The organism is Mycobacterium sp., from assembly GCF_035623875.1.
Classification (GTDB): domain Bacteria; phylum Actinomycetota; class Actinomycetes; order Mycobacteriales; family Mycobacteriaceae; genus Mycobacterium.
This window is the reverse complement of sequence record NZ_DASPSP010000016.1, coordinates 29,947-43,766: the sequence shown is the minus strand read 5'-3', so window position 1 is coordinate 43,766 and position 13,820 is coordinate 29,947. Positions and strand designations below refer to the sequence as shown.

Genomic DNA, 13,820 nt, shown 5'->3' with positions numbered 1-13,820 from the left:
AACCAGGTTCAGATCGCCAACGCGGACGGTGCGCCCACCTCAGCGCAGCCGCAGCCGACCGCGTCGCAGTCGACGACAAAGGCGTGCGGCATCAGCTCCGGGCTGGTGCACCCTTCTTCGGTGCACTCCGACCGGCGCAACCAATGGCGAATGATCGTGCCGTGGCAGTGCTCCAACCCTGCCCGGCAGTCGCGACAGTCTGTGCTTACGTTCATGACCCGTTCTTAACACCGATCGCCGACAGATCTGCGACGCCGCGCCCGTCAGGTGTGGGGTTAAGTTACTCAGGCCCAGCCGAGTTCGTGCAACCGGTCATCGTCGATGCCGAAGTGGTGGGCGATCTCGTGAACCACGGTGATCTTCACCTCCTCGACGACCTGGTCCTCACGGTCGCAGGCGTTCAACAACGCGTCGCGGTAGATCGTGATGGTGTCCGGCAACGAACCGGCGTAACTGGAATCACGTTCGGTCAACGCCACGCCCTCATACAGGCCGAGCAGGTCGGCTTCTTGCGCGTTACTGTCGGCGACCAGCACCACCACGTTGTCCATCACGGCGGCCAGCTGCGGCGGGATCAGGTCAAGCGCATCTGACACCAGCTCGTCGAACCGTTGCGGATCCATCCGCACGGCCACCTGGCTATCCCCCCGGAGCGGGCGGTGGTGGCGGGGCCTCCGGCGCGGGCGGCGGAGGTGGCGGTAGAGGTGGCAGTAGAGGTGGCGCTAGAGGTGGCGGTGGTGGCGCCTCGGGAGCCGGCGGTGGCGGTGCTTGGGGCCCCGGCGCGCCGGGGGCCGGCTGAGCCGGCGCGGGCTGCTCCGGCGGGGCCGGTTGCTGCCCGGGAAGGTGTTGGTTGCCCTGCCGTTGGCTGCTCGATCCGTTCGATCCGTTCGATCCGTTCGACGAAGATCCGGCGGACGACGTGGATGGTCCGCTGCCGGTGTCCGGAGTGATCGGGATCGGCGGCAGGTTGAGCCGCTCCTGGGGGATGTCCGGTGGTGGAATCGGGGGCTGACCGTTGATCCGCAGCGGCCCCTTGGCGCTGTTGAGCAACGTCGCCCAGCCACCGTTACCCAGGGTCGCCCCGACGCTGCAGGCTACCTGGCGGCTGCCGGCCGACCAGCTCGGCAACGACAGCGTGCTGTAGATCAGCGTCAGCGTGGTGCTGCGCAACTGAACCGGTGCGAGGTAGGCATCCGTCAGCCGGGTGCAGGAGTCCTTGATGAAGCCGTCCTGTTCGGGCTCGGGAGGCAGCGCGTCGGGGAACTTGGCGAGCAAGTTGACCGTGCCGGTGACCTCCATCGCGTGCGGGGCGGCGCAATCGATCGGAACGTCAGTGGGCTGGTTGGTCGACGGGTCGATACCCAGGCAGGTGCCGTCCGGCCAGACCTTGGACTGGTCGACGTCGGCGACTTTGCCCTTGAAGGCGACCTGTTCGTTCCCCGCGCCCGGCAGCTGCAAGCCGCACAGCATCCGCCGCGCTCCGGATTGCCGCCAGGCTTTGTCGCCTGACCACAACATGCTGATGATGAACTTGCTGTTGGGGTCGAACTTGGCGCCTAAGTAGCGGCGCACCGCCGACTCGCACTGCTCCTGGCTGATCTGCTCGATACGGGTGGCCGACGGCGGTGGGGCGTCGGCGCCGTACTCCGAACCGGGGAACGTGCGCATGTCGATAGACTCGGCGACCTCGAAGCGGTGCTCGTCTTTGCAGTCGACGATGGTCGCGGCTTCGGGCATCCGGTCCGGCCACATCAGGCAGTTGCCGCTGGCGGCGTGGTTGAAAGCGTCGTTACCCTTCGATCCAGTGCTAGGCACCGGGTCGATGTAGCCGGTCAGCCTACCTGGACCACCCCCGATCGGCAGGGCGGTGACGAGCCCGGCGATCAGCAGACCGCCAAGTGCGGTCAGCAGCAGCGCACGCCGGGTGGTCGTGGCCTGCAGAGCATTCAGCCACTCGGCTCGCGGCAGCCGAAGGCCCAGCCGGCCGGCCCTCGACTTGTGCTGCTCGGTTACGTTGGACATCGGCTCCATTCTGACAGGCCCACCGGCCCCCGTGACAGCTGTTGCAGAAGTAGCGTCATGTGGTTGTCGTAGCCGGGTGCGTCACGCGTAGGGTTCTAGGCCGTGATCGACCTGAAGTTGCTCCGCGAAAACCCGGACGCCGTGCGCCAATCCCAGACCAGCCGCGGCGAGGACCCGGCTTTGGTCGACACGCTGCTGGCAGCCGATGCCGCCCGGCGGACCGCGATTTCGACAGCCGATTCGCTGCGCGCCGAACAGAAGGCCGCCAGTAAGCAGGTGGGCGCGGCCTCCGCTGACGAGCGTCCGGCGTTGCTGCAACGGGCCAAGGAGCTCGCCGAGCAGGTCAAGGCGGCGGAGGCCGAGCAGTCCGAAGCCGAGGCGGCATTCATCGCTGCCCACATGGCGATCTCGAACGTCATCATCGACGGTGTGCCTGCCGGCGGGGCGGATGACTACACCATCCTCGATGTCATCGGAGAGCCGGCCGCGATCGACAATCCCAAAGATCACCTGGAACTCGGTGAGGTGTTGGGCCTGATCGACATGGAGCGCGGTGCCAAGGTGTCCGGTTCGCGGTTCTACTTCCTGACCGGTCGGGGGGCATTACTGCAGCTGGGGCTGTTGCAACTGGCGATCCGGCTGGCGGCGGACAACGGTTTCATCCCGGTCATTCCGCCGGTGCTGGTGCGTCCGGAGATGATGTCGGGCACCGGTTTCCTCGGTGCGCACGCCGACGAGGTGTACCGGGTGGAGGCCGACGACCTCTATCTCGTCGGCACCTCCGAGGTGCCGCTGGCCGGCTACCACGCCGACGAGATCCTCGACCTGTCCGGCGGGCCGCTGCGCTACGTCGGCTGGTCGTCGTGCTTCCGCCGCGAAGCCGGCAGTTACGGCAAGGACACCCGCGGCATCATCCGGGTGCACCAGTTCGACAAGGTCGAAGGTTTCGTCTACTGCACGCCGGCCGAGGCCGAGGCCGAGCATCAGCGGCTGCTGGGCTGGCAGCGAGAAATGCTGGCCCGCATCGAGGTGCCCTATCGGGTAATCGACGTGGCCGCAGGCGATCTGGGCTCGTCAGCGGCCCGCAAGTTCGACTGCGAGGCTTGGGTGCCGACGCAGCGCGCCTACCGAGAGCTGACTTCGACGTCGAACTGCACCACTTTCCAGGCCCGCCGGCTGGCCACCCGCTACCGCGATACCGGCGGCAAGCCGCAGATTGCCGCGACGCTCAATGGCACGCTGGCCACCACCCGCTGGCTGGTCGCCATCCTGGAAAACCATCAACGGCCCGACGGCAGTGTGCGGGTTCCCGACGCGCTGGTGCCGTTGGTCGGCACCGAATTGCTGGAGCCGGTGTCGTGAGGCTTAGGCGTCCACCGTCTCGCGGGCTTGTTCGTGACGCCGTTGCCGTTCGATGGTGGCGAAATAGAAGGCGAACGCGAACGCGAAACTGGTGAACAGGCTGGACACGAAGTACAGCCACGGACGCCGCAGCCCACGGCGATAGCCGTCGACAATGGTGAACAGCGGCAACAGAATGACGTTGGCGATCGTGTAGTCCTGGCTCGCCGAGCTGGCGGCCGGGTTGGTGAACATCAGCCGGATGTAATCCGACCAGCTGCCCGGTCCCCAGATCGGGTTCGTAGACCCGTGCGTGTACTGCTGCACGAAGTGGATGTTGAACCACCAGCCAAGTACCACGGACGCGATGCCAACGATGTAGTACACCGCTTCCAGCCGAGAGAACCACGCTCCGCCCGCTGGTTTGGCGTAGATCTTGGGATTCGAGGCGACGATCCAGCCGATGACCGAAAGCCCGAGAACTGCATGCACGAGAAGCGACACCATGGGCGAAGTTTCGCCTTGCCGGTAAGTTTTGTCAATAATGACATAACAAAAACTGAGGTACCTTACTGCCATGGTTCGGCCGGCACAGACAGCGCGCAGCGAGCGCACGCGGGAGGCGCTGCGGCAGGCTGCGCTGGTGCGATTCCTGGCTCAGGGTGTCGAAGAGACCTCCGCCGAGCAGATCGCCGCCGACGCTGGAGTGTCGCTGCGGACGTTCTATCGACACTTCCGGTCCAAACACGATTTGCTGTTCGCCGATTACACCGGGCTGCACTGGTTTCGCGCAGCATTGGACGACCGGCCGACCGATGAACCGATTATCGATTCGGTGCAATCGGCCATCTTCTCGTTCCCCTATGACGTTGACGCAGTGACGAAAATCGCCACGCTGCGAGGTGGCGAGCTAGACCCGGGCCGAATCGTCCGCCACACCCAGGACGTCCAGGCCGACTTCGCCCAGGCCATTCAGGCGCAGCTGCAACGCCGTAGCTGTGCAGCGGACCCGACCCCCGATGCACGGCTGCGAATGGCGGTGACGGCGCGGTGTATCGCGGCGGCGGTTTTCGGCGCGATGGAGGTCTGGATGCTGGGCGACAACCGGTCACTGGGCGAGCTGGCGCGGGTGTGCCATGTGGCGTTGGAATCGCTGCGCGCCGGCATCACCGACGTCTGGGCGACGGACCCAGTTTCGTCATAATTGACAAAACTGCCCATCCGTGCCAGCCTGCGCAGCAGAGCGGAAGGGCGCAGCAGATGAGCGATTACGACACGATCGTCATTGGTGCCGGACACAACGGGCTGGCTGCCGCCGTGCTGCTACAGCGCGCCGGGCTGCACACACTGTGCCTGGAATCGAAGCTCTACGCCGGCGGAATGGCCTCTACCGTGGAGCTTTTCGACGGCTACCAGTTCGAGATCGCGGGCTCGGTGCAGTTCCCCACCGCGCCGGTGGTCCGCCACGAGCTCGGCCTGGACACACTGCCGACCATCGACCTGGACGTGATGTCGGTGGCGCTGCGCGGTGTGGGCGACGACCCGATGATCCAGTACAGCGACCCGATCAAGCTGTTCACCCACCTCAACGAGGTGCACGGGGCGGACGCCGTCAACGGAATGGCCGGGCTGATGGCTTGGGCCCAGGCGCCGACCCGGGCGCTCGGCCGGTTCGAGGCCGGCACGCCGCCCAAGACGTTCGACGAGATGTACGCCTGTGCCACAAACGAATTCGAACGTTCGGCGATCGACGACATGTTGTTCGGCTCGGTCACCGACGTGCTGGATCGCTATCTTCCGGACCACGAGAAGCACGCTGCGTTGCGCGGCTCGATGACTGTGCTGGCCGTCAACACCCTCTACCGCGGGCCGGCCACGCCAGGCAGCGCAGCCGCGCTGGCCTTCGGGCTCGGCATTCCCGACGGCGACACCATGCAGATGAAGAAGCTGCGCGGTGGGATCGGCGCGCTTACCGCACACCTGGCCGACTCGCTGGTCGACAGCGGCGGTGAGGTTCGGCTGCGCACAAAGGTGACCGAGATCCTGGTCAGCGACGCCCATGTGGGCGGGGTGCGCACCGAGGCGGGGGAGACGCTGACCGCCCCGATCGTGATCTCCGCGATCGCGCCCGACCTGACAGTCAACGAGCTGATCGACCCCGCGGTGCTGCCCGCGGGCATCCGCGAACGCTACGCGCGGATCGACCACCGCGGCAGCTACATCCAGATGCACTTCGCGCTGGACGAAGCCCCCGAGTTCGCCGCGCCCTACCAGGCGCTCAACGACCCCAGCATGCAGGCGTCGATCGGCATCTTCAGCACGCCGGAGGAGGTCCAGCAGCAGTGGGAGGACTGCCGGCGCGGGATCGTGCCCGCCGACCCGACGGTCGTCTTCCAGATCCCCTCGCAGAATGATCCCGACCTAGCGCCGGCGGGCAAACACGCCGCATCGGCGTTCGCGCTGTGGTTCCCGATCGAGGGCGAGGTGGACTACGGCGCGGCGAAGGTCGAGATGGGTCAACGGGTGATCGACAAGATCACCCGGTTGGCGCCCAACTTCGAGGGCAGCATCAGCCGGCACACCACCTTCACGCCCAAGCACATGGGGGTGATGTTCGGCGCGCCCGGCGGCGACTACTGCCACGGTCTGTTCCACGCGCAGCAGGTCGGACCGAACCGGCCCGGGCCGAAAGGCTTTATCGGGCAGCCGATTCCGCTCGACGGGCTTTACCTGGCCAGTACTGGATGCCACGGCGGGCCAGGGATCACGTTCATCCCCGGATATAACGCGGCCCATCAAGCGCTGGCCGACGCCGGGCGCTGACCGCCGCGCTGCTAGTCCCGCTCGTCCAATAGCCGGTCCAGCAGCGCGGTGAACTCTTCCGGATCCGCCGGTGTGAACGCCGGGCGAGGCCTGGTCCCCGGCACATCCAGAGTGATCAGCGTCGACCGCAGCGGCCGGCGGACGTCCAGCGGCAGCCAGCGGCGCAGGTCCGAGCTGCCCCAGATACGAAACCGATGCACCAACAGCCCCAGCGGTTCGGCGCGGTAGCCGCGGATCCTATTCAGGGCGATGATCTTCGAGGTGCCGGACGGAAAATGGTAGCGGCGCAACGTGATCGCCTCCCGATCCAGCTGGATCAGGCCATCATCGTAGGAGCTGGATCCAGCCGCGCTCATAGCCGGGAGCTCCGAAGCTCGTGGCCTCGCGCGGTGAGGCACCGGCCGTTCTCCAGGTTCCACTGCCACCCGTGCAGGTTGCAGGTCAGCGTGGTGCCCTCGACCACGCCGAACTTGGACAGGTCGGCTTTCAGATGTGGGCACCGACGCTGAATCTCCCAGCCGTCCATTGTGATCGATGTGGTGTCGTCGTGCGCCTCGCCGAACCACCCGTCGGCGTAGGCGATCCGCTCATCGGTCAGGCATTTGAAAAACGTGTACAGGTATTCGTTGTAGCCACCGACTCGCCACGCCGTGAACCGGGTGGACAGGAAGATGGTGTTGACCCAGTCGGGCTCGTTGTCACGCAGCACGGTGCGCACCAGCTCCGCTGGGATGGCAAACCCGTAGCGGAACTTCTCGTCAGGAATCGCTTCCCGCACGGTGCGTTTGGGAAAGTCGAGCACAATTCTTTCTTGACGTGCCGCGGACCGCATTACTAGTTCGACCGGGTAGCCGATGCCGTCGCAGATCTCGTTGCCGGCCAGCATGATCGGCTCGAACACCGCTCGCAGCGGATCCAGCAGCGACTCACCCGTAGCGGGCTCCCAGCTTGCCTTCTCCGCCGCCAACACCGGTTGCATGCGGGCGGCGTAGTCAGCGATGTAGGCTGCCTTACCGGTGGTGAAGATGGCCTCGACCTGGTCGGCGGGCAGCGGGTGGCATAGCGAGTTCAGTTGTGCGCCGCAGAATTCGGCTGTCGACCGGGGAATCATCAGTAGGCCCCGATCGTGTCCGTGCGCGCGCATCTGGTCGAGGAACACCATCTGGTCGGGGAAGATATTGGCCGGATCGCCGTGGTCGTCGTTAAGGTCGCGCAGCTCGGGGTCCAAAAAGCACGGCGGGCCCGCCGACGGGATCACCCACGTTGCCGCGACCTGTGCGATGTACTGACGGGCGCGGTCCATCTGGCGCTGCCGCTTCTGGACGCCGAACGCCTCCTTGGCCCGCGCCGGCATGTCGTAGACCATCGGGTACCAGATCGCGCCGGAGTACTGCAGCATGTGCACGTCGATGTGGCCGAACTCGGAGGCCAACACGTCCAGATCGACCGGACGAGCGTCGTTCATATTGAAAGCAGTAGTGACGCTATCCGAAATCACCAGCGCGGAATCGCCGATCGGGCCGTCGGCGGGCGCCCGCAGCGCGATGACCATGACGTCCAGGTCGCCTTGGGGGCCGCTGATCCGGTGCTTCACCGAATCGGTGGTCTCGAAGAACCGGTGAAACCCCAGCATCTGCAACGCATTCTTCAAGTCGGGTACCGGAAAGTCCGGTAGTAGCACCATGGCGTCTTTGTTGACGTGCTCGGCCAGCAGCTTGGCGTCGAAGTGGTCCTTGTGCAAGTGCGAGACGTATAAGTAGTCGCAGTTGCCCAGGCTGTCCCAGTCCAGCCCGCTGTTGTCCGGGAAGGGGAACCACGACGCGAAGTAGGCTGGATTGACCCAGGGGTCGCACAGGATGCTGCCCGCCCGGGTCTCGATCCGAAAGCCGGCATGGCCGATGCTGGTGACCTGCACTTATGCCCTTCACAACTAGTTTCGCAACGCTGATGCGCCGCCGACCCGAGCTTAACGGGAGGCCGGACCCGGCGTCCCCGCACCAGCAATTCGCTTTCAGCAGGGTTTACTGCGAAACTCGCCGAACACGCGGAGCGCCGACGTGTCGGTGCGATGAGGGTGACGTCCGCGCGAACGCATTGGCATTCGCCGACGTCGCCGTCGACCCCGCCAGCGTCACAACCGATTTGGGCGGCGTGCGCACGGCACTGAAACAGACGCTCAAGACGCTGCGGGAGACGCCGGATGTGTCGCTGCAGCTTCTTCCGTTGACACCGCTGACACCAAAACGCGCGGTTAGACGACTGGCCGAGGTGGCGTTCGGCTACGACGAACTGCCCGTGGGTTGCTCCAATCTCGGTGACATCGACCCAGCGGTGGCTTGTCCGGACGGATCCGAAGCCGACCAGGTGTTTCTACGGTTGGTGGAGCAACACACCACGCGAGCAAGCCTGCAGCGGACCCGCGGCATCCTCTACGTGCGGTCTGGGCGCATCGTCGGCGAGGTCTTCCTGACTGTCGCCGCCTACCAACCCGACGGGAAAAACTCCAAGTCGGATTTGCGCCAGCGGGTAGCGCGCACGCTGGCCGAATTTGAACTGGTCGGCGCGATCGACTGACCGGCCCGGCCCTAGGTGGCTGCCAGCCCGCACCACTAGGCTGGACGACTGTGGAACCGGTGTACGGGACGATCATCCAACTCGTGCGGCTGGCGTGGCGCGTACAGGGTTTGCGTTTCACGGTTGTCGGGGTGGAGAACGTGCCTACCACCGGCGGTGCCATCATCGCGATCAACCACACCAGTTATTTCGACTTCACCCTCGCGGGGCTACCCACTTACAAGCAGGGCCTCGGGCGCAAAGTGCGGTTCATGGCCAAGCAGGAGGTCTTCGACAACAAGATCACCGGGCCGATCATGCGGGGTTGCCGGCACATCCCCGTGGACCGGGCCAGTGGCGCCGCGTCGTTCGAAGCGGCCGTGCAGCGACTCAAGGCCGGTGAACTGGTCGGTGTCTATCCCGAAGCAACGATCAGCCGCAGTTTCGAAATCAAGGAGTTCAAGTCCGGCGCGGCCCGGATGGCGATCGCGGCCGACGTGCCGATCGTTCCGCACATCGTGTGGGGTGCCCAGCGGATCTGGACCAAGGACCATCCCAAGAAGCTGTTCCGTCCGAAAGTCCCGATCGCGATCGCGGTGGGCGAGCCGATCCTGCCGACCCTGCCCGCGCCCGACCTGACGGCGTTGTTGCATTCCCGAATGCAGCATCTGTTGGAGCGGGTGCAGGACTCGTACGGCCCGCATCCGGCCGGCGAGTTCTGGGTGCCGCACCGGCTGGGAGGTGGCGCCCCTACCCTGGCGGAGGCTGCCCGCTTGGACGCCGAGGAGGCCAGCCAGCGCGCCGCCGCCCGGGCAGCTCGCCAGCGAGCGGATTCAGCGGGCGCGTCGGAGTAGCGGTATGGAGCCGGTTTTTCGAACTCTCGAGATCGCGGCCAAGGCTCTGGTCGCGGCAACCGGCACCAAGATCACCTACCAAAACCTGCAGAACATTCCACGCACCGGCGGTGCGGTGATCGCGATCAACCACACCAGCTACGTGGACTGGCTACCGGCCGCGCTTGCCGTGCATTACCGGGGTCGGCGCATCCGCTACATGATCAAGGCCGAGATGCAGCAGGTGAAGATCGTCAACTTCTTGATCAAGCACACCAAGACGGTCCCGGTCAACCGGGGAGCCGGATCCGAGGCCTACGCCGGGGCTGTCCGCTTGCTACAGGCGGGCGAGGTGGTCGGCCTGATGCCCGAGGCGACGATCAGCCGCAGCTTCGAGCTCAAGGACTTCAAGACCGGGGCGGCCCGGATGGCGCTGGAGGCCGGCGTACCGACGATTCCGCTGATCGTGTGGGGCGCACAACGGATTTGGACGAAAGACCAGCCGCGAAACGTCGGCCGAAAAAGGATCCCGGTCATCGTGGCGGCGGGCCGGCCGCTTGCCCCGAACGCGGATGTCGAGCATCTCGATGCGGCGCTGCGCGACGAAATGACAGCCGTGTTGCACCGCGTGCAAGAGGAATACCCGCACCCGGAGGGCGCGTTCTGGGTACCGCGGCGGCTCGGCGGCAGCGCACCTACGGTGGCGGAGGCAAAGATTCTTGAGGAAACTGAGAAAGCTGAGCGTGCCCGGAAGCGGGCGGAGCACGGTGGGTGAGACGGCGAGCAGCTGACGGCGCTCAGCGCCCGCGTCGGGGACGATAAGGCGGCACCGGATTGCACGAAAGGAGCACCGAGCATGGCAGAGCCGTTTTACCGGTTCGGCGAGTGGATCGTGCCGCCGGTCGTCGCGATGAACGGAACCAAGTTCACCTTCCGCGGCCTGGAGAACATTCCCGAGCAGGGCGGCGCGTTGCTTGCCCAGAACCACACCAGCTACCTGGACTGGCTTCCGCCGTTGTTCGCCGTGCATGAACGGGGCCGGCGGATGTACTTCATGATCAAGGCCGAGATGACGGACGTGAAGGCGGTCAACTACGTCATCAAGCACGCCAGGCTCATTCCGGTGGACCGCAGGAAGGGACACGACGCTTTCGACGTCGCTGTGCAGCGACTGCGCAGCGGCGAGCTCATCGGGATGCATCCCGAGGCGACCATCAGCCGCAGTTTCGAACTCCGGGAGTTCAAGACCGGGGCAGCCAGGATGGCCTTGGAGGCGCAAGTGCCGATCGTCCCGGTGATCGTCTGGGGCGCCCATCGCATCTGGCCTAAAGACCACCCAAAGAAGGTGTTCCGCAACAAGATTCCGATCACCGTGGCGGCGGGCCGGCCGCTGCCGCCGCACGGCACCGCCGAACAACTCAACGTCGCGCTGCGACACGCGATGAACGGGTTGCTGTACCAGGTGCAAGAGGAGTATCCGCACCCGGAGGGCGAGTTCTGGGTGCCGCGGCGGCTGGGTGGCCGCGCGCCGACCCGGGAGGATTCCCAGGCGATCCGGTTGGCCGAATTGCAAGAGCGCCTTGAGCGGTATGGAACCGACGGCGTGACGCGGTCCGGGCAAAGTCAAAGCGGAAAACATTGATCATTCCGGCTGGCTGCGACGGCGGATCGGCCCGGTGACCCTGCCCGCCCTGATCGCCTGCGATGTGGATGGCACCCTGATCGCCGACGACGAGAGGATCACCCCGCGCACGCGCAACGCGGTGCGCGCCGCTGTCGAGGCCGGAGCGCAGTTCGTGCTGGCCACCGGTCGGCCACCACGCTGGGTGCAGCCGGTGGTCGACGACCTCGGCTTCGCGCCGATGGCGGTGTGCGCCAACGGCGCTGTGATCTACGATCCCGCGACCGACCGGGTGGTGTCCGCCCAGACGCTGTCCGTGGCCACTTTGGGCGAACTGGCGGAGATCGCGACGCGTGCCATCCCTGGCGCCGGGTTGGCCGTCGAGCGGGTCGGCGGTAGCGCGCACGACACGGCCACGCCGCAGTTTGTCAGCTCGCCGGGCTACGAGCACGCCTGGCTCAATCCGGACAACACCGAAGTGTCCATCGAGGACCTGTTAAGCGCCCCGGCGATCAAACTGTTGATCCGCAAGGCCGGTGCCCGCAGCGCCGATATGGCCGCCGAGCTCGCCAAGCATGTCGGCATCGAGGGCGACATCACCTACTCCACCAACAACGGGCTGATCGAAATCGTGCCGTTGGGCGTCAACAAGGCCACCGGTATCGCCGAACTCGCCCGGCCGCACGGCATCACCGACGACGACGTGGTCGCGTTCGGGGACATGCCCAACGACGTGCCGATGCTGCTGCGCGCCGGCCATGGGGTGGCGATGGGCAATGCGCATCCCGACGCGATAGCCGCCGCCGACGAGGTGACCGCGCCCAACACCGACGACGGGGTGGCACGGGTACTGGAACGGTGGTGGCTTTAGCCCTGCGGCCTTCAGTCGGCGAGATGCACCGGTGAGAAGCGCTCGAGCTGCCTCGGTGGTCCGGTCGGCGGCGACGGCGGCAATTCCTCGGCCACACCGTCGATCACCCGGCTGACGCGCCCGCTGAGCCGGTCGAAGTCCAGCGTGCCGTGCTGGAAGTTCTGTTTCACCCACTGCGGCTCCTGGAACTCGCCGCTGGTCGGCAATCCCAACGCACCGCGCTCATAGCCGAGCGAGGCCCACGCGTCGTAGATGGCTCCAGTGACCGGTTCGGCACCGGTCTCCGGCGACCAATACATCGCGCCCTTGTCGAAGGTGGCGTAGCGCGCCGAGCCTGTCGCGGTTGCTTCCGGTGACGTCGGCGCGCCCAATACGCTGTTGACGCCACCCATCGACTGCCAACGGTCATAGATCGCCCCGCCTTGCAGCGACATGGCCAAGTCCTCGGGTCGGGGCGGGCTCTTGAAGCGCGCTGCGGTATCGCGGATCTCGTCCAAAAGTGCGTAGGCGACGTTGCCCGGGCAGTCGGTAGCGCCGACGTCGCGGTGGCTGAAGATAGTCGGCAGCGTCGCGGTGGCATCGAGGGGATAGTTAGTGTCGGGCCCGCCGGCCGACGCCAATGTGACTGTGCCTTTGGGGTCGACGTGATCCAGTCCCAGCCGCCAGCCGAGCAGCCGGCCGATGGTGTTGAGTTGGATCGGTGTCGGCGCCACGTCGTCGAAGTTGCCGATCATTGCCACACCCCAGGCTTCACGGTTGAAGCCGCCGGTGTGGTCACCCTGGACTGGCCCGGTGAGTGCTCCTGCCCTGCCCTCGAATACTTGACCGTACTTGTCGACCAGGGCGTTGTAGGCGATGTCGCACCAGCCCAGTATTTGGGTGTGGTAGGCGTAAATCGACTGAACGATCGCCGCTGAGTCCTGCGGCTGGTAGTCGTTGCTCTCCGCCGTGTGGTGGACGACCGCGGCGCGGATGCCTTCATTGAACGGCCGGTTTCCGCAGCGCACCAGTTTGTCCGCGCCCCATTGCGCCCGACCGATGATGTTCGGCGGCTGACCCGCCGCGATGACAGCGGTGGGTGCCGTCCACTGGGTGTCGGCCGGCGCCTGTGGCGGTGAGATAAAGACAGCCGAGATGTTCTGCGCCAACGGCTGTTCCACGGTGGCCGGAAGGTAGCCCAGCCCGGTGGTGGCCGTCGTCGTGCCCTTCGGCCGTGCCGTCGGCGGTGCGCCGGGCGGGCGGCTGACCGCGACCTGCACGGTCGTGGTTTTGCCCACGAATACGGGATCGGTGCCGGATGGACCCGGTGTTGAGCCGTGGCCGCCCGGGGCCCGCAGCGCCTCGGTCTCGTACCACGGGCCCCACGAGCCATCGGCGTGCCGGGCGCGTATCCGCGCTGAGGTGCCGCTGAGGTCTCCGCCGGTCAGTGCAACCATGGAAAACGGTGTGGCTTGGCTGATTTCACGGACTGTGAGGCCGCCACCGAGGCCAACCAACGGCTGTTGGGCGAGGTGAGTATCGCCGGGGCGGGCCGCTTGATGCCGCTGGTCTCGGTGTCCCGTGGCCGGATCAGCCGCCCACGGGAGGATGATCGCTGTCGCGGCGATGGCCGTGAACAGCATCGTCGGTGCGGGACGGCGGCGCGGCACCACCCGATGTTACGTATGCGTCTAGTGTTGCAGATGATTCGACACGCTACGTGAGTGAACTAAGTCGACGAACCCACGGCACGGCACCGCAGAGATCGGGCAGCGCG

General features: G+C 66.1%; 15 protein-coding genes. 8 read left to right on the top strand and 7 right to left on the bottom strand.

The genetic code is table 11. The features are described 5' to 3' along the window. Positions 1 to 8: 8 nt before the first annotated feature. The 3 genes from VEI45_RS01505 to VEI45_RS01495 form a co-directional block, all read right to left on the bottom strand. A complete protein-coding gene (locus tag VEI45_RS01505) occupies positions 9 to 215 on the bottom strand; it encodes a hypothetical protein (RefSeq protein WP_324849428.1) in 207 nt (68 codons plus the stop codon). Between the two features lie 69 nt (positions 216 to 284). Continuing rightward, positions 285 to 635 (bottom strand): metallopeptidase family protein, encoded by a 351-nt coding sequence (locus VEI45_RS01500; protein ID WP_324849426.1) that lies wholly within the window; start codon positions 633 to 635, stop codon positions 285 to 287. Between the two features lie 4 nt (positions 636 to 639). Then, a complete protein-coding gene (locus VEI45_RS01495) occupies positions 640 to 2,031 on the bottom strand; it encodes a septum formation family protein (protein WP_324849424.1) in 1,392 nt (463 codons plus the stop codon). A 93-nt stretch (positions 2,032 to 2,124) separates the two neighbouring features. Here VEI45_RS01495 and serS point away from each other — a divergent pair, with 93 nt between their 5' ends. Then, complete coding sequence (gene serS, locus VEI45_RS01490) at positions 2,125 to 3,384, top strand: serine--tRNA ligase (protein ID WP_324849422.1); 1,260 nt, start codon at positions 2,125 to 2,127, stop codon at positions 3,382 to 3,384. 3 nt (positions 3,385 to 3,387) lie between these two features. Here serS and VEI45_RS01485 read toward each other — a convergent pair whose 3' ends face one another. Then, on the bottom strand, positions 3,388 to 3,870 hold the full coding sequence (locus VEI45_RS01485; protein ID WP_324849420.1) for a DUF2834 domain-containing protein: 483 nt from the start codon (positions 3,868 to 3,870) through the stop codon (positions 3,388 to 3,390). A gap of 70 nt (positions 3,871 to 3,940) precedes the next feature. On the opposite strand from VEI45_RS01485, the gene VEI45_RS01480 reads away from it, so the two are divergent. Both VEI45_RS01480 and VEI45_RS01475 read left to right on the top strand, forming a co-directional pair. Beyond that, the gene (locus tag VEI45_RS01480) at positions 3,941 to 4,567 is read left to right on the top strand and encodes a TetR/AcrR family transcriptional regulator (protein WP_324849418.1); all 627 of its coding nucleotides are present in this window, start codon (positions 3,941 to 3,943) and stop codon (positions 4,565 to 4,567) included. Between the two features lie 56 nt (positions 4,568 to 4,623). Then, positions 4,624 to 6,186, top strand: coding sequence for an NAD(P)/FAD-dependent oxidoreductase (locus VEI45_RS01475; protein ID WP_324849416.1), 1,563 nt, complete (start codon positions 4,624 to 4,626; stop codon positions 6,184 to 6,186). Between the two features lie 11 nt (positions 6,187 to 6,197). On the opposite strand, the gene VEI45_RS01470 is transcribed toward VEI45_RS01475, so the two are convergent. Next, a complete protein-coding gene (locus tag VEI45_RS01470; RefSeq protein ID WP_324849414.1) occupies positions 6,198 to 6,542 on the bottom strand; it encodes a hypothetical protein in 345 nt (114 codons plus the stop codon). Continuing rightward, positions 6,539 to 8,101 (bottom strand): MBL fold metallo-hydrolase, encoded by a 1,563-nt coding sequence (locus VEI45_RS01465; protein WP_324849412.1) that lies wholly within the window; start codon positions 8,099 to 8,101, stop codon positions 6,539 to 6,541. Before VEI45_RS01465 ends, VEI45_RS01470 begins: the two co-directional genes overlap by 4 nt. Positions 8,102 to 8,280: 179 nt before the next feature. On the opposite strand from VEI45_RS01465, the gene VEI45_RS01460 reads away from it, so the two are divergent. The 5 genes from VEI45_RS01460 to VEI45_RS01440 all read left to right on the top strand — a co-directional run bounded on the left by VEI45_RS01460 (position 8,281) and on the right by VEI45_RS01440 (position 12,064). Then, positions 8,281 to 8,760, top strand: a complete 480-nt coding sequence (locus VEI45_RS01460; protein WP_324849410.1) for a hypothetical protein — start codon at positions 8,281 to 8,283, stop codon at positions 8,758 to 8,760. A gap of 50 nt (positions 8,761 to 8,810) precedes the next feature. Further along, positions 8,811 to 9,593: a 1-acyl-sn-glycerol-3-phosphate acyltransferase gene (locus tag VEI45_RS01455; protein ID WP_324849408.1), complete on the top strand. Its 783-nt coding sequence runs from the start codon at positions 8,811 to 8,813 to the stop codon at positions 9,591 to 9,593. Positions 9,594 to 9,597: 4 nt separating this feature from the next. Continuing rightward, the gene (locus VEI45_RS01450; RefSeq protein ID WP_324849406.1) at positions 9,598 to 10,347 is read left to right on the top strand and encodes a lysophospholipid acyltransferase family protein; all 750 of its coding nucleotides are present in this window, start codon (positions 9,598 to 9,600) and stop codon (positions 10,345 to 10,347) included. Between the two features lie 81 nt (positions 10,348 to 10,428). Continuing rightward, entirely contained in the window at positions 10,429 to 11,214 is a 786-nt protein-coding gene (locus tag VEI45_RS01445; protein WP_324849404.1) for a lysophospholipid acyltransferase family protein, read from the top strand. Between the two features lie 34 nt (positions 11,215 to 11,248). Beyond that, positions 11,249 to 12,064 (top strand): HAD family hydrolase, encoded by an 816-nt coding sequence (locus VEI45_RS01440; RefSeq protein ID WP_414687375.1) that lies wholly within the window; start codon positions 11,249 to 11,251, stop codon positions 12,062 to 12,064. A gap of 11 nt (positions 12,065 to 12,075) precedes the next feature. Here VEI45_RS01440 and VEI45_RS01435 read toward each other — a convergent pair whose 3' ends face one another. Beyond that, positions 12,076 to 13,713: an N-acetylmuramoyl-L-alanine amidase gene (locus VEI45_RS01435; RefSeq protein WP_324849402.1), complete on the bottom strand. Its 1,638-nt coding sequence runs from the start codon at positions 13,711 to 13,713 to the stop codon at positions 12,076 to 12,078. Between the last annotated feature and the right edge of the window lie 107 nt (positions 13,714 to 13,820).

What these genes read in the sequence shown, in the direction of transcription:
- VEI45_RS01505 (WP_324849428.1), bottom strand. Translation starts at nt 215, where the DNA reads ATGAACGTAAGCACAGACTGTCGCGACTGCCGGGCAGGGTTGGAGCAC.
- VEI45_RS01495 (WP_324849424.1), bottom strand. Translation starts at nt 2,031, where the DNA reads ATGGAGCCGATGTCCAACGTAACCGAGCAGCACAAGTCGAGGGCCGGC.
- VEI45_RS01485 (WP_324849420.1), bottom strand. Translation starts at nt 3,870, where the DNA reads ATGGTGTCGCTTCTCGTGCATGCAGTTCTCGGGCTTTCGGTCATCGGC.
- VEI45_RS01480 (WP_324849418.1), top strand. Translation starts at nt 3,941, where the DNA reads ATGGTTCGGCCGGCACAGACAGCGCGCAGCGAGCGCACGCGGGAGGCG.
- VEI45_RS01475 (WP_324849416.1), top strand. Translation starts at nt 4,624, where the DNA reads ATGAGCGATTACGACACGATCGTCATTGGTGCCGGACACAACGGGCTG.
- VEI45_RS01470 (WP_324849414.1), bottom strand. Translation starts at nt 6,542, where the DNA reads ATGAGCGCGGCTGGATCCAGCTCCTACGATGATGGCCTGATCCAGCTG.
- VEI45_RS01450 (WP_324849406.1), top strand. Translation starts at nt 9,598, where the DNA reads ATGGAGCCGGTTTTTCGAACTCTCGAGATCGCGGCCAAGGCTCTGGTC.
- VEI45_RS01445 (WP_324849404.1), top strand. Translation starts at nt 10,429, where the DNA reads ATGGCAGAGCCGTTTTACCGGTTCGGCGAGTGGATCGTGCCGCCGGTC.